General features: G+C 66.6%; 21 protein-coding genes and 1 tRNA gene. 17 read left to right on the forward strand and 5 right to left on the reverse strand.

The genetic code is table 11. The features are described 5' to 3' along the window. Window positions 1–12: 12 nt before the first annotated feature. The 9 genes from MXB53_RS12705 to MXB53_RS12745 all read left to right on the forward strand — a co-directional run bounded on the left by MXB53_RS12705 (window position 13) and on the right by MXB53_RS12745 (window position 5191). Window positions 13–1830, forward strand: coding sequence for an aldehyde ferredoxin oxidoreductase family protein (locus MXB53_RS12705; RefSeq protein ID WP_248897912.1), 1818 nt, complete (start codon window positions 13–15; stop codon window positions 1828–1830). Further along, a complete protein-coding gene (locus MXB53_RS12710) occupies window positions 1827–2006 on the forward strand; it encodes a hypothetical protein (RefSeq protein WP_248897913.1) in 180 nt (59 codons plus the stop codon). Before MXB53_RS12705 ends, MXB53_RS12710 begins: the two co-directional genes overlap by 4 nt. A 40-nt stretch (window positions 2007–2046) precedes the next feature. Then, complete coding sequence (locus MXB53_RS12715) at window positions 2047–2433, forward strand: DUF7971 family protein (RefSeq protein WP_248897914.1); 387 nt, start codon at window positions 2047–2049, stop codon at window positions 2431–2433. A gap of 58 nt (window positions 2434–2491) precedes the next feature. Next, window positions 2492–2776 carry a ubiquitin-like small modifier protein 1 gene (locus MXB53_RS12720; RefSeq protein ID WP_248897915.1) on the forward strand — a complete coding sequence of 95 codons (285 nt, stop codon included), beginning with the start codon at window positions 2492–2494 and terminating at the stop codon, window positions 2774–2776. Further along, complete coding sequence (locus MXB53_RS12725) at window positions 2773–3042, forward strand: MoaD-like domain-containing protein (RefSeq protein WP_248897916.1); 270 nt, start codon at window positions 2773–2775, stop codon at window positions 3040–3042. The genes MXB53_RS12720 and MXB53_RS12725 overlap by 4 nt, the downstream gene beginning before the upstream one ends. Then, the gene (locus tag MXB53_RS12730; protein ID WP_248897917.1) at window positions 3039–3428 is read left to right on the forward strand and encodes a DUF8048 family protein; all 390 of its coding nucleotides are present in this window, start codon (window positions 3039–3041) and stop codon (window positions 3426–3428) included. Before MXB53_RS12725 ends, MXB53_RS12730 begins: the two co-directional genes overlap by 4 nt. Before the next feature lie 63 nt (window positions 3429–3491). Further along, window positions 3492–4124: an alpha/beta hydrolase gene (locus MXB53_RS12735; RefSeq protein ID WP_248897918.1), complete on the forward strand. Its 633-nt coding sequence runs from the start codon at window positions 3492–3494 to the stop codon at window positions 4122–4124. Window positions 4125–4163: 39 nt separating this feature from the next. Continuing rightward, the gene (locus MXB53_RS12740) at window positions 4164–4856 is read left to right on the forward strand and encodes an AzlC family ABC transporter permease (protein ID WP_248897919.1); all 693 of its coding nucleotides are present in this window, start codon (window positions 4164–4166) and stop codon (window positions 4854–4856) included. Further along, on the forward strand, window positions 4853–5191 hold the full coding sequence (locus MXB53_RS12745) for an AzlD domain-containing protein (RefSeq protein WP_248897920.1): 339 nt from the start codon (window positions 4853–4855) through the stop codon (window positions 5189–5191). The genes MXB53_RS12740 and MXB53_RS12745 overlap by 4 nt, the downstream gene beginning before the upstream one ends. Window positions 5192–5209: 18 nt before the next feature. Here the strand turns inward: MXB53_RS12745 and aceA are convergent, their stop codons facing one another. Further along, on the reverse strand, window positions 5210–6271 hold the full coding sequence (gene aceA, locus MXB53_RS12750; RefSeq protein WP_248897921.1) for an isocitrate lyase: 1062 nt from the start codon (window positions 6269–6271) through the stop codon (window positions 5210–5212). Further along, window positions 6268–6498, reverse strand: a complete 231-nt coding sequence (locus MXB53_RS12755; RefSeq protein ID WP_248897922.1) for a hypothetical protein — start codon at window positions 6496–6498, stop codon at window positions 6268–6270. Before MXB53_RS12755 ends, aceA begins: the two co-directional genes overlap by 4 nt. Window positions 6499–6732: 234 nt before the next feature. Between MXB53_RS12755 and MXB53_RS12760 the strand changes: the two genes are divergently transcribed. The 6 genes from MXB53_RS12760 to MXB53_RS12785 all read left to right on the forward strand — a co-directional run bounded on the left by MXB53_RS12760 (window position 6733) and on the right by MXB53_RS12785 (window position 11087). After that, entirely contained in the window at window positions 6733–7680 is a 948-nt protein-coding gene (locus tag MXB53_RS12760) for an ABC transporter ATP-binding protein (protein WP_248897923.1), read from the forward strand. Continuing rightward, window positions 7677–8444: an ABC transporter permease gene (locus tag MXB53_RS12765; RefSeq protein WP_248897924.1), complete on the forward strand. Its 768-nt coding sequence runs from the start codon at window positions 7677–7679 to the stop codon at window positions 8442–8444. The genes MXB53_RS12760 and MXB53_RS12765 overlap by 4 nt, the downstream gene beginning before the upstream one ends. A 180-nt stretch (window positions 8445–8624) precedes the next feature. Further along, window positions 8625–9221, forward strand: a complete 597-nt coding sequence (trmY, locus tag MXB53_RS12770; protein ID WP_248897925.1) for a tRNA (pseudouridine(54)-N(1))-methyltransferase TrmY — start codon at window positions 8625–8627, stop codon at window positions 9219–9221. A gap of 199 nt (window positions 9222–9420) precedes the next feature. Next, window positions 9421–9493 (forward strand) — tRNA-Pro (locus MXB53_RS12775). 278 nt (window positions 9494–9771) lie between these two features. Beyond that, window positions 9772–10410, forward strand: a complete 639-nt coding sequence (gene fer / locus MXB53_RS12780) for a ferredoxin Fer (RefSeq protein WP_248897926.1) — start codon at window positions 9772–9774, stop codon at window positions 10408–10410. A gap of 212 nt (window positions 10411–10622) precedes the next feature. After that, a complete protein-coding gene (locus MXB53_RS12785; protein ID WP_248897927.1) occupies window positions 10623–11087 on the forward strand; it encodes a hypothetical protein in 465 nt (154 codons plus the stop codon). Here MXB53_RS12785 and MXB53_RS12790 read toward each other — a convergent pair. Then, window positions 11063–12097, reverse strand: a complete 1035-nt coding sequence (locus MXB53_RS12790) for a cell division protein FtsA (RefSeq protein ID WP_248897928.1) — start codon at window positions 12095–12097, stop codon at window positions 11063–11065. The two genes, MXB53_RS12785 and MXB53_RS12790, sit on opposite strands and share 25 nt — an antisense overlap. A gap of 194 nt (window positions 12098–12291) precedes the next feature. Next, on the reverse strand, window positions 12292–13221 hold the full coding sequence (locus MXB53_RS12795; RefSeq protein WP_248897929.1) for a cell division protein CdpA domain-containing protein: 930 nt from the start codon (window positions 13219–13221) through the stop codon (window positions 12292–12294). Window positions 13222–13330: 109 nt separating this feature from the next. Here MXB53_RS12795 and MXB53_RS12800 point away from each other — a divergent pair, with 109 nt between their 5' ends. Next, on the forward strand, window positions 13331–14578 hold the full coding sequence (locus MXB53_RS12800) for an arylsulfotransferase family protein (protein ID WP_248897930.1): 1248 nt from the start codon (window positions 13331–13333) through the stop codon (window positions 14576–14578). 44 nt (window positions 14579–14622) lie between these two features. Continuing rightward, window positions 14623–15180 (forward strand): NUDIX hydrolase, encoded by a 558-nt coding sequence (locus MXB53_RS12805; RefSeq protein ID WP_248897931.1) that lies wholly within the window; start codon window positions 14623–14625, stop codon window positions 15178–15180. 51 nt (window positions 15181–15231) lie between these two features. On the opposite strand, the gene MXB53_RS12810 is transcribed toward MXB53_RS12805, so the two are convergent. Beyond that, window positions 15232–17166: an aldehyde ferredoxin oxidoreductase family protein gene (locus tag MXB53_RS12810; protein WP_248897932.1), complete on the reverse strand. Its 1935-nt coding sequence runs from the start codon at window positions 17164–17166 to the stop codon at window positions 15232–15234. Window positions 17167–17280: the final 114 nt, after the last annotated feature.

Consider the following 17280-nt stretch of genomic DNA (forward strand, 5'->3'; position numbering starts at 1 on the left):
CTACGTCGGGCGATGTCATCGCCCGTCCGTCGCGACGTGATCCGGGTGGATCTCTCCGCGGAGACCGTCGAACGGGAGCGCGTGCCCGCCGCGTGGCGACGGGACTTCCTGGGCGGCAAGGGCCTCGGCGCGAGATACCTCTACGAGGAACTCGACGCCGGGACTGACCCGCTCGGCCCCGACAACCGCCTTGCCCTCCTGCTCGGCCCGCTCTCGGGCTATCTCCCCGGAGAGTCGCGATACGCCGCCGTCACCAAGTCGCCGCTGACGGGGACCTTTCTCGACTCCTACAGCGGCGGATCGTTCGCCGACGCCCTCGCCGGTGCCCTCCCGGAGGCGTTCGGCCTGCTCATTCAGGGCGCGGCCGACCACCCCCTGACGCTCACCGTCGCGGACGGCACGGCGACCCTCTCGGACGCGAGCGATCTGTGGGGCGCGGACACCGCCGCCGTCGACGACGCCCTCGACGGATCGGTCGCCTGTATCGGCCCTGCCGGCGAGAATCAGGTCGCGTACGCGACGATCGCGTCCGACGGCGGCGACCACCACGCCGGGCGCGGCGGAGCCGGCGCGGTGATGGGGGCAAAGCGCCTGAAAGCCGTCGCCGTCAGCGGCGACCCACCGGACCAGTCGGCCGATCTGGCCGCGCTCCGCGACCGCTACGACGACGCGTATCGCGACGACGACACCGGCCGCTGGCAGGCCGCTGGCGAGACGGTCGAGAGCGTCGACTTCGCCAACGAAGTGGGCGTCCTGTCCACCCGGGGATGGCAGGGTGGCTCGTTCGAGGACGCCGGCGACATCGGCGTCGAGGCGGTCCGCGAGGCCGCCACCGGACGGGAGAACGCGGACGACGCGGTGCCGGGCGGGTTCCGCGTCGACACCGACGACGGCGAGACGGTCCCCCGCGGCGGCGGCCTGATGTCGCTCGGCGCGGGCCTGGGCATCGACGACTTCGACGACGTGGCGCGTCTCGGCGCGCGCTGTGACCGCCTCGGGATGGACGTCATCAGCGCCGGCAACGCCGTGGCGTGGGCGATGCGGACGGACGAGTCGTCCCTCTCGTTCGGCGACGCCGACGCCGCGGCCGACCTGCTCAACGCCATCGCGGCGCGCTCGTCCGACCTGGGCGACGCGCTCGCCGACGGCGTGGACGCCGCCGACACGGCGGACGACGAGGGCGTGCCGACGGTCAAATCGATGGAACTACCGGCGTACGATCCGCGGGGCGCAGCCGGCATGGCCCTGGCGTACGCCACCAGCGACCGGGGTGGCTGTCACCGCCGCGCCCGACCGGTCGAACAGGAAGCGTTCGAGCGCGACGCCTGGACCACCGCGGACCGTGTCACCACGGTGATCGGGGCACAGAACGCCCGCGCCGTGCTCTGGAGTCTCGTCGTCGACGACTTCGCCGGCGAGACCATGTGGGAGGACCTCGGCGTGGAGTGGCTACGGGCGGTCGGCCTCGAGTACGACCGCGAGACGCTGGCGACGCTCGGCGAACGCGTCTGGACGCTCGTTCGGCTGTTCAACGTCCGCGAGGGGTTCGACCGCGCGGACGACTCGCTGCCGGACGTCTTCGAGACGCCGATGCCCGACGGCCCCGCGGAGGGGCGGGCCATCGACCGCGACGCGTTCGACGCGATGCTCGACGGCTACTACCTGGCGCGTGGCTGGTCGACCGACGGCATCCCGACCCGCCGGACGGTCGACCGACTGGGCTTATCAGAGGTCGTCGACGACGAGACGCCGCTCGACGACGACGACGCGCCACCCGAACCGGCCGGCGGCGTCGACCGGAACCGTCGACGCGACCGACCCGACCGATGACCGAGGACGCCACGACGGGGTCGAACCCGTCCCGCCCGCACCCCTGTTATCGGTGTGGGACAACCATCGAACCCGGCCACGTCTACGGCGCGCTGGATCTGCTCGACGCCGAGGGCGAACTCCAGGTGTTGCTCTGTCGATCGTGTGCCGCCGAGTTGCGCGACTTTCTCGGGTAGCGTTCGGGAGCCTTTTACCGCTCGCTGGCTACCCGACGGTATGGACGAGTTCGATCTTGGCGTCCCGAAGCAGATTCTCGAATCGCTCCCGGAGGAGGACGAGGCGGCCAAGCAGGACATGCAGCGCGCCGTCGCCGGTCTCGAAGCACGCCTCAATCAGGCCGTCGAGGCCGCCGATGACGAGAGCCAGGCCGCACAGGGCGTCGTCGACGCGCTCGAACGCCTCGAGGACCAGCTCGAACAGTACGACGAGTTCGTTCCCGAACTCCGCGCGTGGGGACAGTCGCCCATCTACGCCATCGCGTGGCGAAACCTGCAGGCTGACCTCATCATGCAGATCCAGGAGGTCGGCTGGGTCGCGGAACGACTCGACCGCGAGCGCAACTACCGGACCGTCGAGGACGGCATCCGTCTGCGCGACCGGTAGGACGCAATCGACACACTGTGTCGCGTGACTTTTTACGCCCGCGCCCGCAATAGGAGACATGGATCTGGAACTGCGGTTTTTCGCCACGTTCCGCGAAGCGGTCGGCCAGAAGACGCTCGAACACGAGTTCGAGGATGGCGCGACCGTCGGAGAGGTCCTTGCGACCCTCGAATCCGAATACGGCGGTCTCGAAGGACAAATCCTCGACGACGAGGGCGGCCTACAGCCGAATCTCAACATTCTGAAAAACGGGCGCGAAGTGTTGCATATGGAGGGCACTGACACCGTGATGGAAGACGGCGACACGCTGTCGGTGTTCCCGCCGGTAGCTGGTGGCGCATGAGTGACGAGTGGGTCCGCCGCGAGCGCTCGTTTCGCGGTATCTCGAAACGCCTGGCGATCCAGTATCTCGAAACGCTGGGTGGCGAGCAGGTCGACGACGACCACGTCGAGGGCGAGGGCTGGGAGGCGACGCTCTCCGAGCAGACCATGACGGTCGGGCCCTCGATGTCGCTGACCCAGATCGACTTCGTCTTCGAGGGCGATCCCGACGTGCTCGACCCGCTCATCGAGCGCTTCGCACAGAAAGCGATGCGCGCTGGAGGATGAGCGTGGCCGGTGCGTCGGAGACGCCGATCGACGGCCAGGTGTTCATGCTCTCGGCCGCGAAGGCCAGCGTGGGGCCGAGCACTCTGTCTTCGGTGCTGCGACAGGTGCAGGCCGACCTCGGCGACCGCCTCGACACCTACCGCCAGGAGTTCGAACGCGTCGCCGCCACCGACGAGCGGGAGGTGTTCCTGGTGCCGACCGACCACTGGGCGACGGTCGGCGACCGTCTCGGCCTGAGTCGTCGGGAACGTGACGCCGTGGCCCGGACACACGCCCAGCAACTGCGCCGGATCGGCTCCGAAACCGACCGGCGCGAGGAGTTCGAAACGGCCCTGGAGATCCGTGAGGCCGCCGTCATCGGCCGGGAGACGCCGACGCGGGATTGAAGTCGTCAGGGGTCCTGGTGAGTGCGTGAACGAACACCCGCTCGACGCGACGAGGAGGCAGCCATGAGCGACGTCCACGCGGACGAACCAGTCATGACCGCGGGCACCGATCCGTCGGCCGCCGACGCCGCGGTCGTCCTGCTCCACGGACGGGGCGCGAGCGCGCGGAGCATCCTCGGGATGGCGAGCGAGTTCCACCGGCCCGGCGTGGCGTTTCTCGCGCCGCAGGCCGCGAACAACGAGTGGTATCCGAACTCGTTTCTCGCGCCCGTCGCGGACAACGAACCACACCTGTCCAGCGCGCTCGGGAAAGTCGAAGCGACGCTCGACCGGGCCGCCGACGCCGGGATTCCGACGGAACGGACGGCGCTGTTGGGGTTCTCGCAGGGCGCCTGTCTCGCCAGCGAGTTCGCCGCCCGAAACCCGACCCGCTACGGTGGCATCGTCGCCCTGAGTGGCGGGCTCATCGGCGATAGCGTCGATCCGGACGACTACACGGGGTCGCTGGACGGGACGCCCGCCTTCTTCGGCTGTAGCGACGTCGACCCGCACATTCCCGAAGAACGGGTCCACGCGTCGACGACCGTGTACGACCGCCTCGACGCCGACGTGACCGAGCGCATCTACGAGGGGATGGGGCATACGGTCAACGAGGACGAGATCGCGTTCGTCGCTTCGCTGGTCGAGGACCTGTAAACCGAAAGGTCGTTGCCCGGCGACGCTACAGGGTGTGGTATGCGCGGCTTCCGGGTGCCGACCGACTTCGTCGACGGGGTGCGGTCGATGCTCCCCCTCCTTCTGGGCTTACTCCCGTTCGGTCTCGTGACCGGCGTCGCGGCCATCGACGCGGGCCTGTCGCCGCTGCAGGCCATGGGCCTCTCCCTCGTCGTCTTCGCGGGCGCGTCACAACTCGCCGCCGTCGAGTTGCTCGCCGAGGACGCCCCGCTCGCGGTGGTCGTCCTCACAGCCACCGTCATCAACCTCCGGATGTCGATGTACTCGGCGTCGATCGCGCCGTATTTCGAGTCGCTACAGCGCCGGTGGCGCGCCACGTGTGCCTACTTCCTCACGGACATGTCCTACGCTCTGGCGATCGACGAGTTCGTCGCCGAGAGCGAGACGGACCGTCGCTGGTACTATCTCGGCGCCGCGGGAGCGATCTGGGCGGTCTGGCAGGCTGCGACCGTCGCGGGAATCGTCCTCGGTGCAGGCATCCCCCCGGGGTGGAACGTCGGCTTCGCCGTCCCGCTCGTCTTCCTCGCCTTGCTCGTGCCGCGACTGACCGACCGGCCGCACCTGGTGGCGGCCCTCGTCGGGGGCGGCGTCGCCGTCGCCGGGGCTGGGCTCCCGCTGAATCTCGGTCTTCTGCTCGGGGCGATCGCAGGCGTCCTCGCCGGACTGCTCGCCGACAGGGGGTCGGCGGCGTGACGACGGACTACGGCCCGCTGTCGATCTGGGGGGTGGTCCTCGTGGTCGGCGTGCTCACGTTCTGCATCCGCTACTCGTTCATCTACCTGTCCGGGCGTATCGACGGCATGCCGCCCCGGCTCGAACACGCACTCCGGTTCGTTCCGGCGGCGGTGCTGGCGGCGCTCGTGGCGCCCGCGGTAGTACAACCGGGACCGACGGTCACCGCGACGCTCGTCGACGGCCGGATCGCCGCCGGCCTCGTGGCGGGCGTCGTCGCCTGGCGGACCGAGGACATGTTCGCGACCATCGTAGCGGGGATGCTGACGCTCTGGGCGGTCGGCGCGCTGCTGTAACGAAAAAAAGCGGCGCGGTCAGTCGTCGTTCGGCGTCGGCGCCTCACCCTCCTCGTCGGTCGAGATGGGATCGCGTTCGTCCTCGCTGAAGCCATCGGACTCCTGCATCCGACGACGGGCCTCGGGGTCGAATTCGGCCTCGATGTCCTGGAACCGGTCGACGAAGGAGAGTTCGTGGTGACTCTCCGTCGGGTGGCCGAGATAACGGTCTTCGAGGTCGAACTGTGCGCGTTCGTCCTCCTCGGCGAGCGCCGCGAAGTCCTCGTAGACGGCGTGGGCGCCCGAATGGAGGCCGAAGAGGGTGATGAAGATGTACTTGTAGCCGAGGTCACCCAGTTCCGCGAACGTCAGCGGGTCGTCCTCCTCCGACCACGCGAACGACGAGGAGTAGTTGAACGCGAGATCCAGATCGGGGTGGGTCTCGTGGATGGTCTCGGCGTACTCGACGGCGTCCTCGCGCGAGGGGTCGGGCATCTCCGGCCAGACCAGGTCGACACCGGCGTCGGCGTAGAGGCGCCCGCGCTCCAGGTGTTCGTCCCAGTCGCCGTTGGCCGACCCGTAGGCGTCGGTGCGGGCGATGATGACGGTGTCCTCGCACTGTTTGGCGTCGACGGCGGCGCGAAAGCGGGCCTCGGCGTCCTCGCGGGAGACGATCTGCTTGCCCGCGATGTGGCCACACCGCTTTGGCGTCGTCTGGTCCTCGATGTGAATCGCCGCGACGCCGGCCTTCTCGTACTCGCGGACGGCGCGCCGGACGTTGTGGATGCCGCCGTAGCCGGTGTCACAGTCCGCGACGACGGGCAGGGTCGTCGCTTCGGCGATCCGCTTTGCGTTCTCGACCATCTCGGTCATCGTCACCATCTCCAGGTCGGGGAAGCCGAACTGACCGAGGACGGTCGAGTAGCCGCTCATGTAGACGGCGTCGTGGCCCGTCATCTCGGCGAGACGAGCGTCGAGGGCGTGATAGAGGCCGGGCGCGAACACGAACTGCTGGTCGTTCAGTCGGTCCCGGAACTCGCGCGCCGCGGGGTTGTCGACGTCCCGCGTCATCGGATCGGGGTCGAGTTCGTCGGGTCTCATCGGTCTCCCGCCGTGTCGGGTCCGTTGCTGTTCGGGCGGCCGAGGTCGGGAACGAGCGGGGCCTCCTGTGCCAGTTCGTCGTCGTATGTGCGCTGTGTCGTGAGATCCGTCCGCAGCCCACTGCCGTCGGTCATCGTCCGCCGGCCGTCGGTGCGCCCGAGGTCGGGGACGAGAGGGGCTTGCTGTGCTAGTTCGTCGTCGTATTCGCGTTGGGTCGTGGGGTCCATGTCGTTGGTGGGGTGTCGCGAGTCGGTCGTCTGCCGGTCCTGTTCGCCGCGGGGCGATGGGTGCGTACGTGCATTGCATCCGGCAGGATGGCAGGAGGGTGGATAAAGTTAATGATTGATAATGATAATATTCGTTAATTCAGTTTAAGGGCATTATGTGTGTCGTGGTATCGTGACCCACGAACCGACGCCACTTCACGGACCTTAATCCCGTTCAACACTAGCTACAGGTAGATGGTAGCCGCGATAGAGATCGACGACCTCAGGAAGGAATACGGCGACGTGACCGCGCTGGACGGGGTGTCGCTGACGGTCCCCGAGGGGAGTTTCTTCGGTCTGCTCGGCCCCAACGGCGCGGGCAAGACGACGTTCATCAACATCCTCGTCGGCCTGGTCCGGAAGAGCGGCGGCGAGGCGCGCGTGTTCGACCACGATGTGGAGACCGACTACCGTGAGGCGCGCGACCGCATCGGCCTCGCGCCCCAGGAGTTCAACGTGGACCGGTTTTTCCCCATCCGCGAGGTGCTGGAACACAAGGCGGGCTATCACGGAATTCCCGCCGACGAGGCCCGCGAACGCGCCGACGAGGCGCTGAAACAGGTGGGTATCTACGAGAAACGCGACACCCGTTTCGACTGGCTCTCCGGCGGGATGAAGCGACGCTTCCTCATCGCGCGAGCGCTCGTCACCGATCCCGACCTGCTCATCCTCGACGAACCGACCGCCGGCGTCGACGTGCAACTCCGCCACGACCTCTGGGACCTCATCACCGATCTGAACGAGGGCGGGACGACCATCCTCCTCACCACCCACTACATCGAGGAGGCCGAACGCCTCTGTGACGAAGTGGCGATCCTCGACCAGGGGCGGGTCGCCACGGTGAGCACGCCCGACGAACTCATGGACCGCGGCACCGACCGCATCACGGTCACCTTCCGCGAACCGCTCACCTCGCCGCCCGACATCGCCACCAACGGGAAGGTCGATTCGGTCAGCGTCGAAGACGGCCGTCTCGTCATCTCGGCGTCCCGCGGCGGCCTCGTCGCGCCTGATCTGGTGCGCGAACTCGACGGCGCGGGCTACGAAATCGTCGACCTGGACGTGTCGCGCACGTCGCTCGAAGAGGTGTTCGTCGAGATGACGCGAAACGGGTCGTCCGTCGCCGACGGAGGCGAAGCATGAGTCGGAGCACCGTCCAGTTGAAGACGCTGGTCCGCCGGGAGATTCTGCGGTTCGTCAGGCGGCCGTACAACACGTTCCTACCGCCGATCATCACGAACACGCTCTACTTCGCCGTGTTCGGCGTGATCCTCGGAAGCCGGATCGGGTCGATCGCGGGCGTGAGTTACATCCAGTTCGTTCTCCCCGGACTGGTCGTCCTCGGGGCCATCTCCGACGCCTTCGAGAACGCCTCCTTCTCCATCTTCCACGGTCGCTGGAACAACTACATCGACGCCGTCATCGTCACGCCAATGTCGAATTTCAACATGGTCGCGTCCTACGTCATCGCGAGTGCGACGAGAGGCATCGTCACGGCGTCGCTCATCGTCGGTGTGGGTCTCATCTTCACCTCGGTGCCGCTCTCACACCCCCTGTATCTCGTCGCGTTCCTCCTCGTCATCACGACGCTATTCGGCGGTCTCGGCATCATCGGCGGCCTCTGGGCCGACGACTTCGACTACCTCACCGTGCTGAACCAGTTCATCCTCCGCCCGCTGGTCTTCTTCGGTGCGGTGTTCTACTCGCTCGAAATCCTGCCCCCGACGTGGCGAACCGTCTCGCTGTTGAACCCGATGGTCTACATGGTCAACGGCGTCCGATACGGGATGATCGGCGTGACCGAAATCGACCCGAACCGATCGCTGGTCGTGCTGTCCGCCGCCGCCGCGGTCGTCCTGCTGGTCGACTTTCTGCTGTTCAAGCGGGGGTACGGCCTGACGGAGTAAAAGGCCCAAGACGGAGACCGTCTCATACGGACTATTGTCCCTGTTTACCTATTCGTCCCGTCGTACGCCCGACGAACCGTCGTGTCTCATACGGACTATTGTCCCTGTTTACCGGTGGTTCGCCGGACTGTTTCGGCGAACCACCGGTACTGACTTACGATAAACCGTATCACACCACCTATGCGCCAGTTCGTCGTCATCGGTCATGACGTGCCCACGACTCCCGAGTTCGCGCTCGACGACCTCGCCAGCGGCGCCGGCCGCCTCGACGTCCTCTGTCGGTGTGTCACGTCGGCCTTCTTCCTCTCGCACGACATCCGGAAGGACGCGCGCGTCCATCTCGTCCTCGACGACGCGTTCACTGTAACCTTCGACGGGAGCGACCTGCGACGACTCAATCCCGACGAGCGAAGCACGGCCGCGCTGGTTCGGGGCGCGCTGGAGCGCCGCGACGACGCCATCGGCCACCAGCCCGTCGAATCCAGCCCCGGGGTGTCGATCCGCCGCCGGGGCTTCGAGGCCACGCTGGACGCTCTCGGCGACGAGACGACGCTCGTTCACCTCCACGAGGCAGGGGCGCCTGTGGTCGACCGCGAGCCACCCAGTGATCCCGTGTTCGTCCTCTCCGATCACCACGACTTCACAGCGCAGGAAGCCGACCTGCTGACCGAGCGATCGGACCTCCGCGTGCGCCTCGGTCCGCGGGCGCTCCACGCCGACCACGCCATCACCGTCGCGCACAACTACCTCGACACCGAGGGGTTCCAGACGTACTGATAGGGATTCTCGTAACTGTCCAGAGATTCTCGCGGATACGGTCCCCGCGAAAATCTCTGACGGCTTCGAATAAACCCTATGAGACGGATCGGTTACTGTGTCCCCGCGGTCTCCGACCGCCGAAACTGACGTGCGACAGGCCGGCCGATTCTCGGTGAATCACAACTGTTAAACTCGGCGCTGGCGTTCATTCAGACGCGGGCCGGTGGGGTAGCTTGGTATCCTTCGGCCTTCGGGTGGCCGTAACCACGATTCAAATTCGTGCCGGCCCACTTTTCCCGCATTCTTACACCGTGAGCAACGGCCTTCGGGTGGCCGTAACCGCGTCCCCGCGAGCAGTGCGGGACCGAAGGTCCCGCTGGAAGCCGGCCGCAGGCCGGCGACGAAGCGAGCGGGGGATGACAGTCGCACGCCTGGGAAGCGATCGAAGGGAGCGACCCGGAACGTCTCGTCCGGGTTCAAATTCGTGCCGGCCCACGTTTCCCGCACGTTACCGCCTGAGCCACACCCCCGGAAGAGAATTTAACCGTCTCACCCCCTACCATCCGGTGTGGACGCTCCGTTCGAAGTTCTCGGAATCGATCCCGACGCGGACGACGCAGCGGTCGACAAGGCCTACCGCCGTCGAGTGATGGAGACGCATCCGGACCAGGGTGGGTCGGTCCGCGAGTTCCAACTGGTCAAGCAGGCCTACGAAGCAATCGAGGCGGGACGGAGCGACGGCGACGCCGAACGCGGACGCGAACGGGAGCGAAGTCGCCCGGTCGGCACCCGCGTCACCTACCTCAACTACGCCGTCCTCGACGATTACGGCTGGACGCTCGACGACGCGGACCTGTTCGAGAACGCCGCCAGCGCGGATCTCGATCCCACAGACTACGGCGAGTTCCGGGTCGAGCCCGGCGAGACGCTGCTCGAAGCGGCCGAGAACAGGGGGTTCGCGTGGCCCTTCGCCTGCCGAGGCGGAGCGTGTGCGAACTGCGCCGTCGCCGTCGTCGAAGGCGAGATGACGATGCCCGCGGACCACATTCTGTCGACGGAGATGTACGACCGCGGCATCCGTCTCTCCTGTCTCGGCGGGCCGACGACGGAGGAGATGAACGTGGTCTACAACGTCAAGGAGATGCCGGGACTGGACGAACTCCGGCTGCCGCCCTACCGCTTCGAGCGGGCGCGGTCGGACGACTGATACGGATTACTGTCCCTGTTTACCGGTGGTTCGCCGGACTGTTTCGGCGAACCACCGGTACTGACGTGCGATAAACCGTCTGACCCTTAGCGGCGGCGGGCGACCAGTGCAGTCACGAGGACGGCGAGCAGCGTCGCGCTGACGCCGGCGAGGACCCCACGAAGCCGAACGACGGGGGGAAGGCTAAATAGATGGGGCAGAAACCCGGGGGTATGGACTGTCCGCAGTGTGGTGGCACGCTCACCACGTACGCCCTGGACGGCCAGGAAGCGTCCGTCTGTGAGGACTGCGGCTACGTCGGCATCCCGGCCGAACACCGGGGCGATTCCCGTCACGTCGAATCCTGGGACGACGCCCTCCGTCGATTTTATCGGGCACACGGCACCGACGAGGATCCACGCGTCGAACTGCAACCGCCGCTCTCACGGCCGGGCGACGCCGCGGCAGAGGAGACGTGGGACGACGCCCTCCGACGGTTTCGGGAGCGACAGGTGGGAACGACGGACGAGGCGTCGGCGGGAGACGAAACGAGCGATGAGAAAGAGGAAACGAGCGACGAAGACGAGACGGCAGAAGCGGCCGACGGCGAATCGACAGCGGGGACCGAACCGGAGGCCGCCGAGCAGTCGGCGTCACGCCCGCAGTCGCAGTCTCAGTCCTCGGCGGGCGATTCCTGAGTCTGGCGACTGCCGTCCTCTTCTTGTTCTTGCTCCTCGTCGGAGCGTGCGGCGACCAAGGCACCCCGGGCGACGCTGTAGAGCGGTTCGTCCACGCTCTGAACGTCGCTGATGGAGAACGGAATCGACGCGTCGCGGAGGTGGTCCTCGAACAGTTTCTCGAAGCCGCGGGGACTGGACGTCCCGCCGGTGACGACGACGGGCACGTCGAGGCCTTCCTCGACATCCTCCTCGTCGACTTCGCGCGCGATGTTCTCGATGACGTAGTCGAGCAGATTCTCGTAGTAGATGGCGAGCGCGCCCTCGACGCCGCCCACGTCCGTGCGGAAGTCGAGTTCGAAGTCGTCCTCCTTGATGGAGGTGACCTTGTCGACGGGGGTGCCCGTCGCCTGGGCGGCCTGCTCGTCGATCCAGTCGCCACCGCGGGCGATGGAGAACTTCATGACGGGGACGGCGTAGTAGGACAGGCAGACGTTGGTCATGCCCGCGCCGAAGGAGACGCCGAGGCCGGTGAAGTTCTGGTTGGCGAGTTCGGAGTAGATGACCGCCATCCCCTCGTTGATGGGTTCGGTCTCGTACCCCATGTCGCCGAGCATCGACTCGAGCGTCTTCTCGTGGTACAGCGTCGAGAGTTCGGAGTCGATGGGATCGGCAGGACTAGAGAAATAGAGGCGCTCGCCGGGATGGTTCGGCTGGCCAACGACCTGTTCGGTGATGAGCTTGATCATCGGAATCGCGGAGGACTCCTCCGAGGAGAGGATGCCGTGTTGCATCGGGCGGCGCGTCTCCTCGTTGAAGATGTTCGCGAAGTTGAGGGCGTCGTCGCCGACGACGTACACCTTGTCGTCCTTGCGAATGTGGAGGACATCGCTCCGGGAGAGCATCTGCTCCGCCATGTCGGAGTACTCGATTTCGACGAAGGAGTTCCGCTGTTGGACGAAAACGGTCTCCGAACCCTCCTGCTGTGCCGAGATGAGATTCATGGTGCCGACGTCTAGGCCTTTTGCCATACGCGTGTGATACTCAGTCGTCATCATAAACGTTCGCCAAAGTGTCCGACTGATTACCTAGGTCTGACGCCCGTCAGACGGTCGAAAACGGCGGTTGTTGAATCGGAAGACGGCGGTGGGCGACGCGTGAAGCCATGACCGGTGGTTCGTCAAGGCGGCCCGTCGGACCACCGGGACACAGTTCGATAACCGTCTCAGCGAGAGAACATCCCCTTCGCCCGGTCGAGCAGGCTCTCGTCGTCGGTCGCGATCTCCTCGGCCTCCTGTTGCTGTCGGAGTTCGGTCAGCGCCGCGGTCTGGTCGTCGACGCCCGTCGAGGCGTCCGTCTGCTGTTCGCGACCCTGGAGTTTCCGCAGGTTCGACAGCGCGTCGTCGACGTCGTTGCCGGACGACCGGACGGTCGTCGCCTCGGCGTTCTCGAAGGACTCGCGGTCGACCTCCACATCGGCGTCGGTGTTGAGATCGAGGCGCTTGGTGTTTTTCCGGTTGACCCCACCCCAGGAGAGCTCGGTGTCGGCCATCGCCTCGTCGATGTCGCGGCGCACCTGTTCGTCGGAGACGGTGTTCGTCGCACCGCCGCCGGACGCCGCCCCATCGGCGCTGCCGGTCGCTCCGCCACTACCGCTACCGGCGGACGTGCCCGGCGCCGCCCGCTCCACCTGATGGCCGACCAGCGCCGCCCCCGTCGCGCCGACGACGGCGACGAGTCCGACGGCGTAGATAGCGATGATCCGTGCGCTGTAGTCCGGCGACCGCGAGACGTTCCAGTTCATCGGATACACCGAGACGAACGCCGCGACGGCGAGCAGACACACCGCGAGCCCGCCGAGTGCGGCGTAGGTCATCCGCTGATCGCCCGGCAGGAGGACGACGATGCCGAGCAACAGGATCGGAAAGCCGCCGGCGGAGGCGACGACGGCCACCTCACGGAGGGCGAAGGCCGTGCCGTTCGGCCCGCTGACGACCGCGGACAGGAGAAAGACGGCGATGCCGACGGCGCCGAGGGCGATCCCCCCGAAAAAGAGCGCGAACCCGAGATAGACGTCCGTCTCCGTCTCGGGGTCGCCGATGTATCGACCGTACCACTCGAAGAGGACGTTGTCGGGCGTGCCGTCCATGCTCATTAGTGACCCTTACAGGCTCATCCCACATGACTGTTGGCGCCCCGTCTGACGCGGGTCTGACGCCGTATCCGAAGGCTTATACTCGGACTGGCCGACCGCCCACGTACGAATGTCCTTCCGGGTCGATCGCGGCACCGCCCTTGTTGCACTCGGCTGTCTCTGCTTTCTCCTCACCGCCGCCCTCGGCGCCGCGCTGGCACCGGCCGAGACCGGTGGAACCGACGGGACGGCCGACGACGACACGCGACGGCTGCTCGTGGGTGTTCAAGGCGTCGGCAGCTACCACGACGGCGGCTCCGTCAGGCTGATCGAGGACGGCGAAGAAACCTGGCGCGAGTCCTCCGCCCCCGTCTACTTCGACGTCACCCAACTCGACAACGGCTCGGTGCTTGCCGGCTACATGGCCGACGGCTACGAGGACTGCGGCTCCTATGACTCACCGTGTTACCGGACCGGCTTCCGGATCATCGACCCCGATCCCTCGCCCGAGGTAGCGTACGAATGGTCCTTCCCGGTCCGTAACCGCGTCGCCAGCGAGGTTCATGACGTGGAGCCGCTTCCCGGCGGCGGGTTCGTCCTCGCGGACATGGAGCACGAACGGATCGTCATCGTCGAGGACGGCGAGGTGATCTGGGAGTGGAAAGCGAGCACGCGCTACGACGCACCCGACGACCCGACCACGACCGACTGGCTCCACATCAACGACGTGGACCGCATCGGCGACGGGCGCTTCCTCGTGTCCGTGCGCAACGCGAACCAGTTGCTGATCCTCGAACGCGGCACGGGCGTCGTCGAGGTGATCAACGAGGACGGCGACCCTGCCGTGCTCAACCACCAGCACAACCCCCAGTGGCTCGGTGACGGCGCCGTGCTGGTCGCGGACAGCGAGAACCACCGCGTGGTCGAACTCCACCGCACCGAGTCGGGGAACTGGGAACCCGCCTGGGTGTTGCGCGGTGCCGGCGGCCAGCGGTTCGACTGGCCGCGTGACGCCGACCGGCTCCCCAACGGTAACACGCTGGTCACGGACACGCGGAACGCCCGCCTCGTCGAGGTCAACGAATCCGGTCGCGTCATCTGGGAGCACCAGTTCGACTACCGCGCCCTGCCGTACGAGGCCGACCGGCTGCCGGTCGGCGAACCCGTCGGCGGGCCGACCTATGGTGATGCGGACACTGCCGGCGTCGACACTGGCGGTCGGGTCCCGCTACTCACGCCCTTGCTCCGTCTCGTCAGCGCCGCCGTTCGCCTCCCGCGCTGGGTCGGCGAACTCCACCTCTTCACCACGCTCGTCTCCCTCGCACTGGTCGTGACGGGAGGCGTCTACCGGTGGCGGCACCGCAGCGACGGCGCCTGACGCCGCGCCGAGGCGCTTTTGCGACCCCGGACCCCACGGCCGGTATGGACGACGACCTGCGCTGGGAAACGGTCGACTCGACCATCGACTACACCTGTCCCGGATTCGATGTCCGTCGCGACGACGTGGCGTTGCCCGACGGCACCGAAACCGACTACCACTACGTCGACGAACCTGCCGCAGTCGTCGTGTTACCGTTCACTCCCGAGGGCGAGGTGGTCCTCATCGAGGAGTGGCGACAGGCGGTCGGGCGGGTGAACCGCGGGCTTCCGGCGGGGTCGGTCGAACCCGACGACGCGTCGCTCGACGCGGCGGCGCGACGCGAACTCGCCGAGGAGACGGGGTACGACGCCGGGAGCGTCACCCACCTGTTCACCGCCGAACCCACCAACGGCATCGCCAACACCGTCCATCACCACTTCGTTGCCCACGATTGTGCCCCGACCGGCACGCAGGAACTTGATTTCAACGAGAGTATCCGCGTCACGACGGCCGAGTACGACGACGTGCTGGCGGCCGTCCTCGACGACGACATCCGCGACGGGCGGACTGTCGGGGCCGTGACGGGGTACGAACTCCGGACCGACGAACAGGAGCGATAGCGGTCGCTACGTGGGTGAAAAAACGGAGGAGTTGCGGGACTGCGGACTGCTTTAGTCGTCTGCCGGAGCCTGACCGCCGGAGCCGGAGACGCCGGTGCCGGGGCCGATGTCGATGTCGAGCCGTTGGAGCGTGTCGTCGGTGACGACGCCGTCTTCCCAGCCACGGTGGCTGTAGTACTCGTCTTTCATCTCGTCGAGTTCGCACAGCTCACCCTCGGAGCCGCGCTGGCCGGGGATGGCCTCGTCGTCGCCTTCGACGAACCGACCCGGAAGCGTGTCGTCCGAGCCGTCGAAGCCGACGAGGTTGTTGTAGTAGCGCTCGAGGTTGTAGACGCGCTCACCAGCCGTCATGAGCTCGTCTTCCGTAAGGTCACGGCCGGTCATGCCGTTGTACTGCTTGATGTACTCCTCGATGCCCTCTGCGAACGCGTTGAACTTGCAGATGTCGAACGAGTCCGAGATGGCGTGCAGGTCCTGGAAGGTGGCGCACAGCTCGCCCTTGCCCTCCCACTCGTAGGGATCGACCTTCTCCGGGATGCCGAGAACCTCGGCAGCCGGCGTGTAGCCGCGCAGGTGGCAGGCACCGCGATTCGACGTCGCGTAGCCGATGCCCATCCCCTTCATCGCACGGGGGTCGTAGGCGGCGATGGTCTGGCCCTTGACGTCGAGACGGCAGTCGTGGGCGCCCTGCTCCTCGGCGATGCGCTTGACGCCTTTGGCGAGCAGGTCCGCGAGTTCGCCGTCGCGGTGACCGACCTCTTCGATGAGGTCGATCATGTGTTCCTCGTCGCCCCAGTCGACGTTCTCGTCCAGGTCGTCGAGTTTGCCCTTCTCGGTCATCTCCATCGACATGGCGAAGATGTTCCCCATGTCGATGGTGTCGATGCCCATGTCGTTACAGCGGTCGATCATGACCGCGATGGCGTCTCGGTCGTCGTTCGCCGAGTTGGTGCCGAGAGCCCACGCGCTCTCGTACTCGTAGGACTCCATCCGGACGTTCATGTCCTGGCCCTTGTGCTTGTAGTTGACCTCGACTTCCTTCTTACAGGCGACGGGGCAGGAGTGACAGGTCGGCTCGTCGACGAGGATGTTCTCGCGAACGTTCTCGCCGCTGATGCGCTCTGCCTCGATGTCCGTCCCCTCTGCCTCGTTCATCGCGAAGGAGGACGTGTACTGCCCGTTCTTGGTCGGGTGAGCGTCCATCTCCTCCGTGATGTTCATGAGCACGTTGGTGCCGTACATCGAGAGCGCGCCCTCGTTGGGCGCGGTGACATCGGACTCCTGAATGACCTTCATGGCCTGACGGGCGCCCTCGCCGAACGTGTCGGAGTCGGCGGGCTTGGGCATATCCGTCCCCGCTTTCACGATGACGGCCTTGAGGCCCTTGTTGCCCATCACGCAGCCGGTGCCACCGCGGCCCGAGACGCGGTCGTCCTCGTTGACGATGCAGGAGTAGCGAACCTCGTTCTCGCCGGCCGGACCGATGGCCATGTGCGAGAGGTTCTTGCCGTAGGACCCGTCGACCTCTTCCTCGAGGATTTCGCGGGTCTCGTGGACGCCCTTGCCCCAGACGTGAGAGGCGTCGCGGAGTTCGACCTCGCCGTCCTCGACGACGGCGTAGACGGGGTCGTCGGCCTGGCCGTCGAAGACGAGGCCGTCGAAGCCGGCCCACTTGAGTCGCGCTCCCGACCAGCCACCGTGATGGGAGTCAGTGACGGTGCCCGTGAGCGGGGACTTCGTACAGATGGCGATGCGGCCACTCATGACGGCCTGCGACCCGGTCAGGGGGCCGTTCATGAAGACGAGCCGGTTGTCGGGACCGAGCGGGTCCACGTCCGTCCCGGCGTCGAAGACGTACTTCACGCCCAGGCCGCGTCCGCCGATGTATTTCTTCGCGTCCTCGTCGTCGACGCCCTGATAGGAGACGTCTCCCGAACCGAGGTCCACGTGCGCTACGTGATCTCTGAATCCACCTAAGTCTGTCATGGTAACGTACGTTAGTTAGATGCACCTCCACGCTGTTAGTCGTTGCTCCGGCGATGTAACCGGATAAAGTTACGTCGGTCTGATCGGGGCGGAGAGGGTGACGAAAAGGTGTCA

Origin of the sequence: Haloplanus sp. XH21 (assembly GCF_023276355.1) — an archaeon.
Taxonomy (GTDB): domain Archaea; phylum Halobacteriota; class Halobacteria; order Halobacteriales; family Haloferacaceae; genus Haloplanus; species Haloplanus halobius.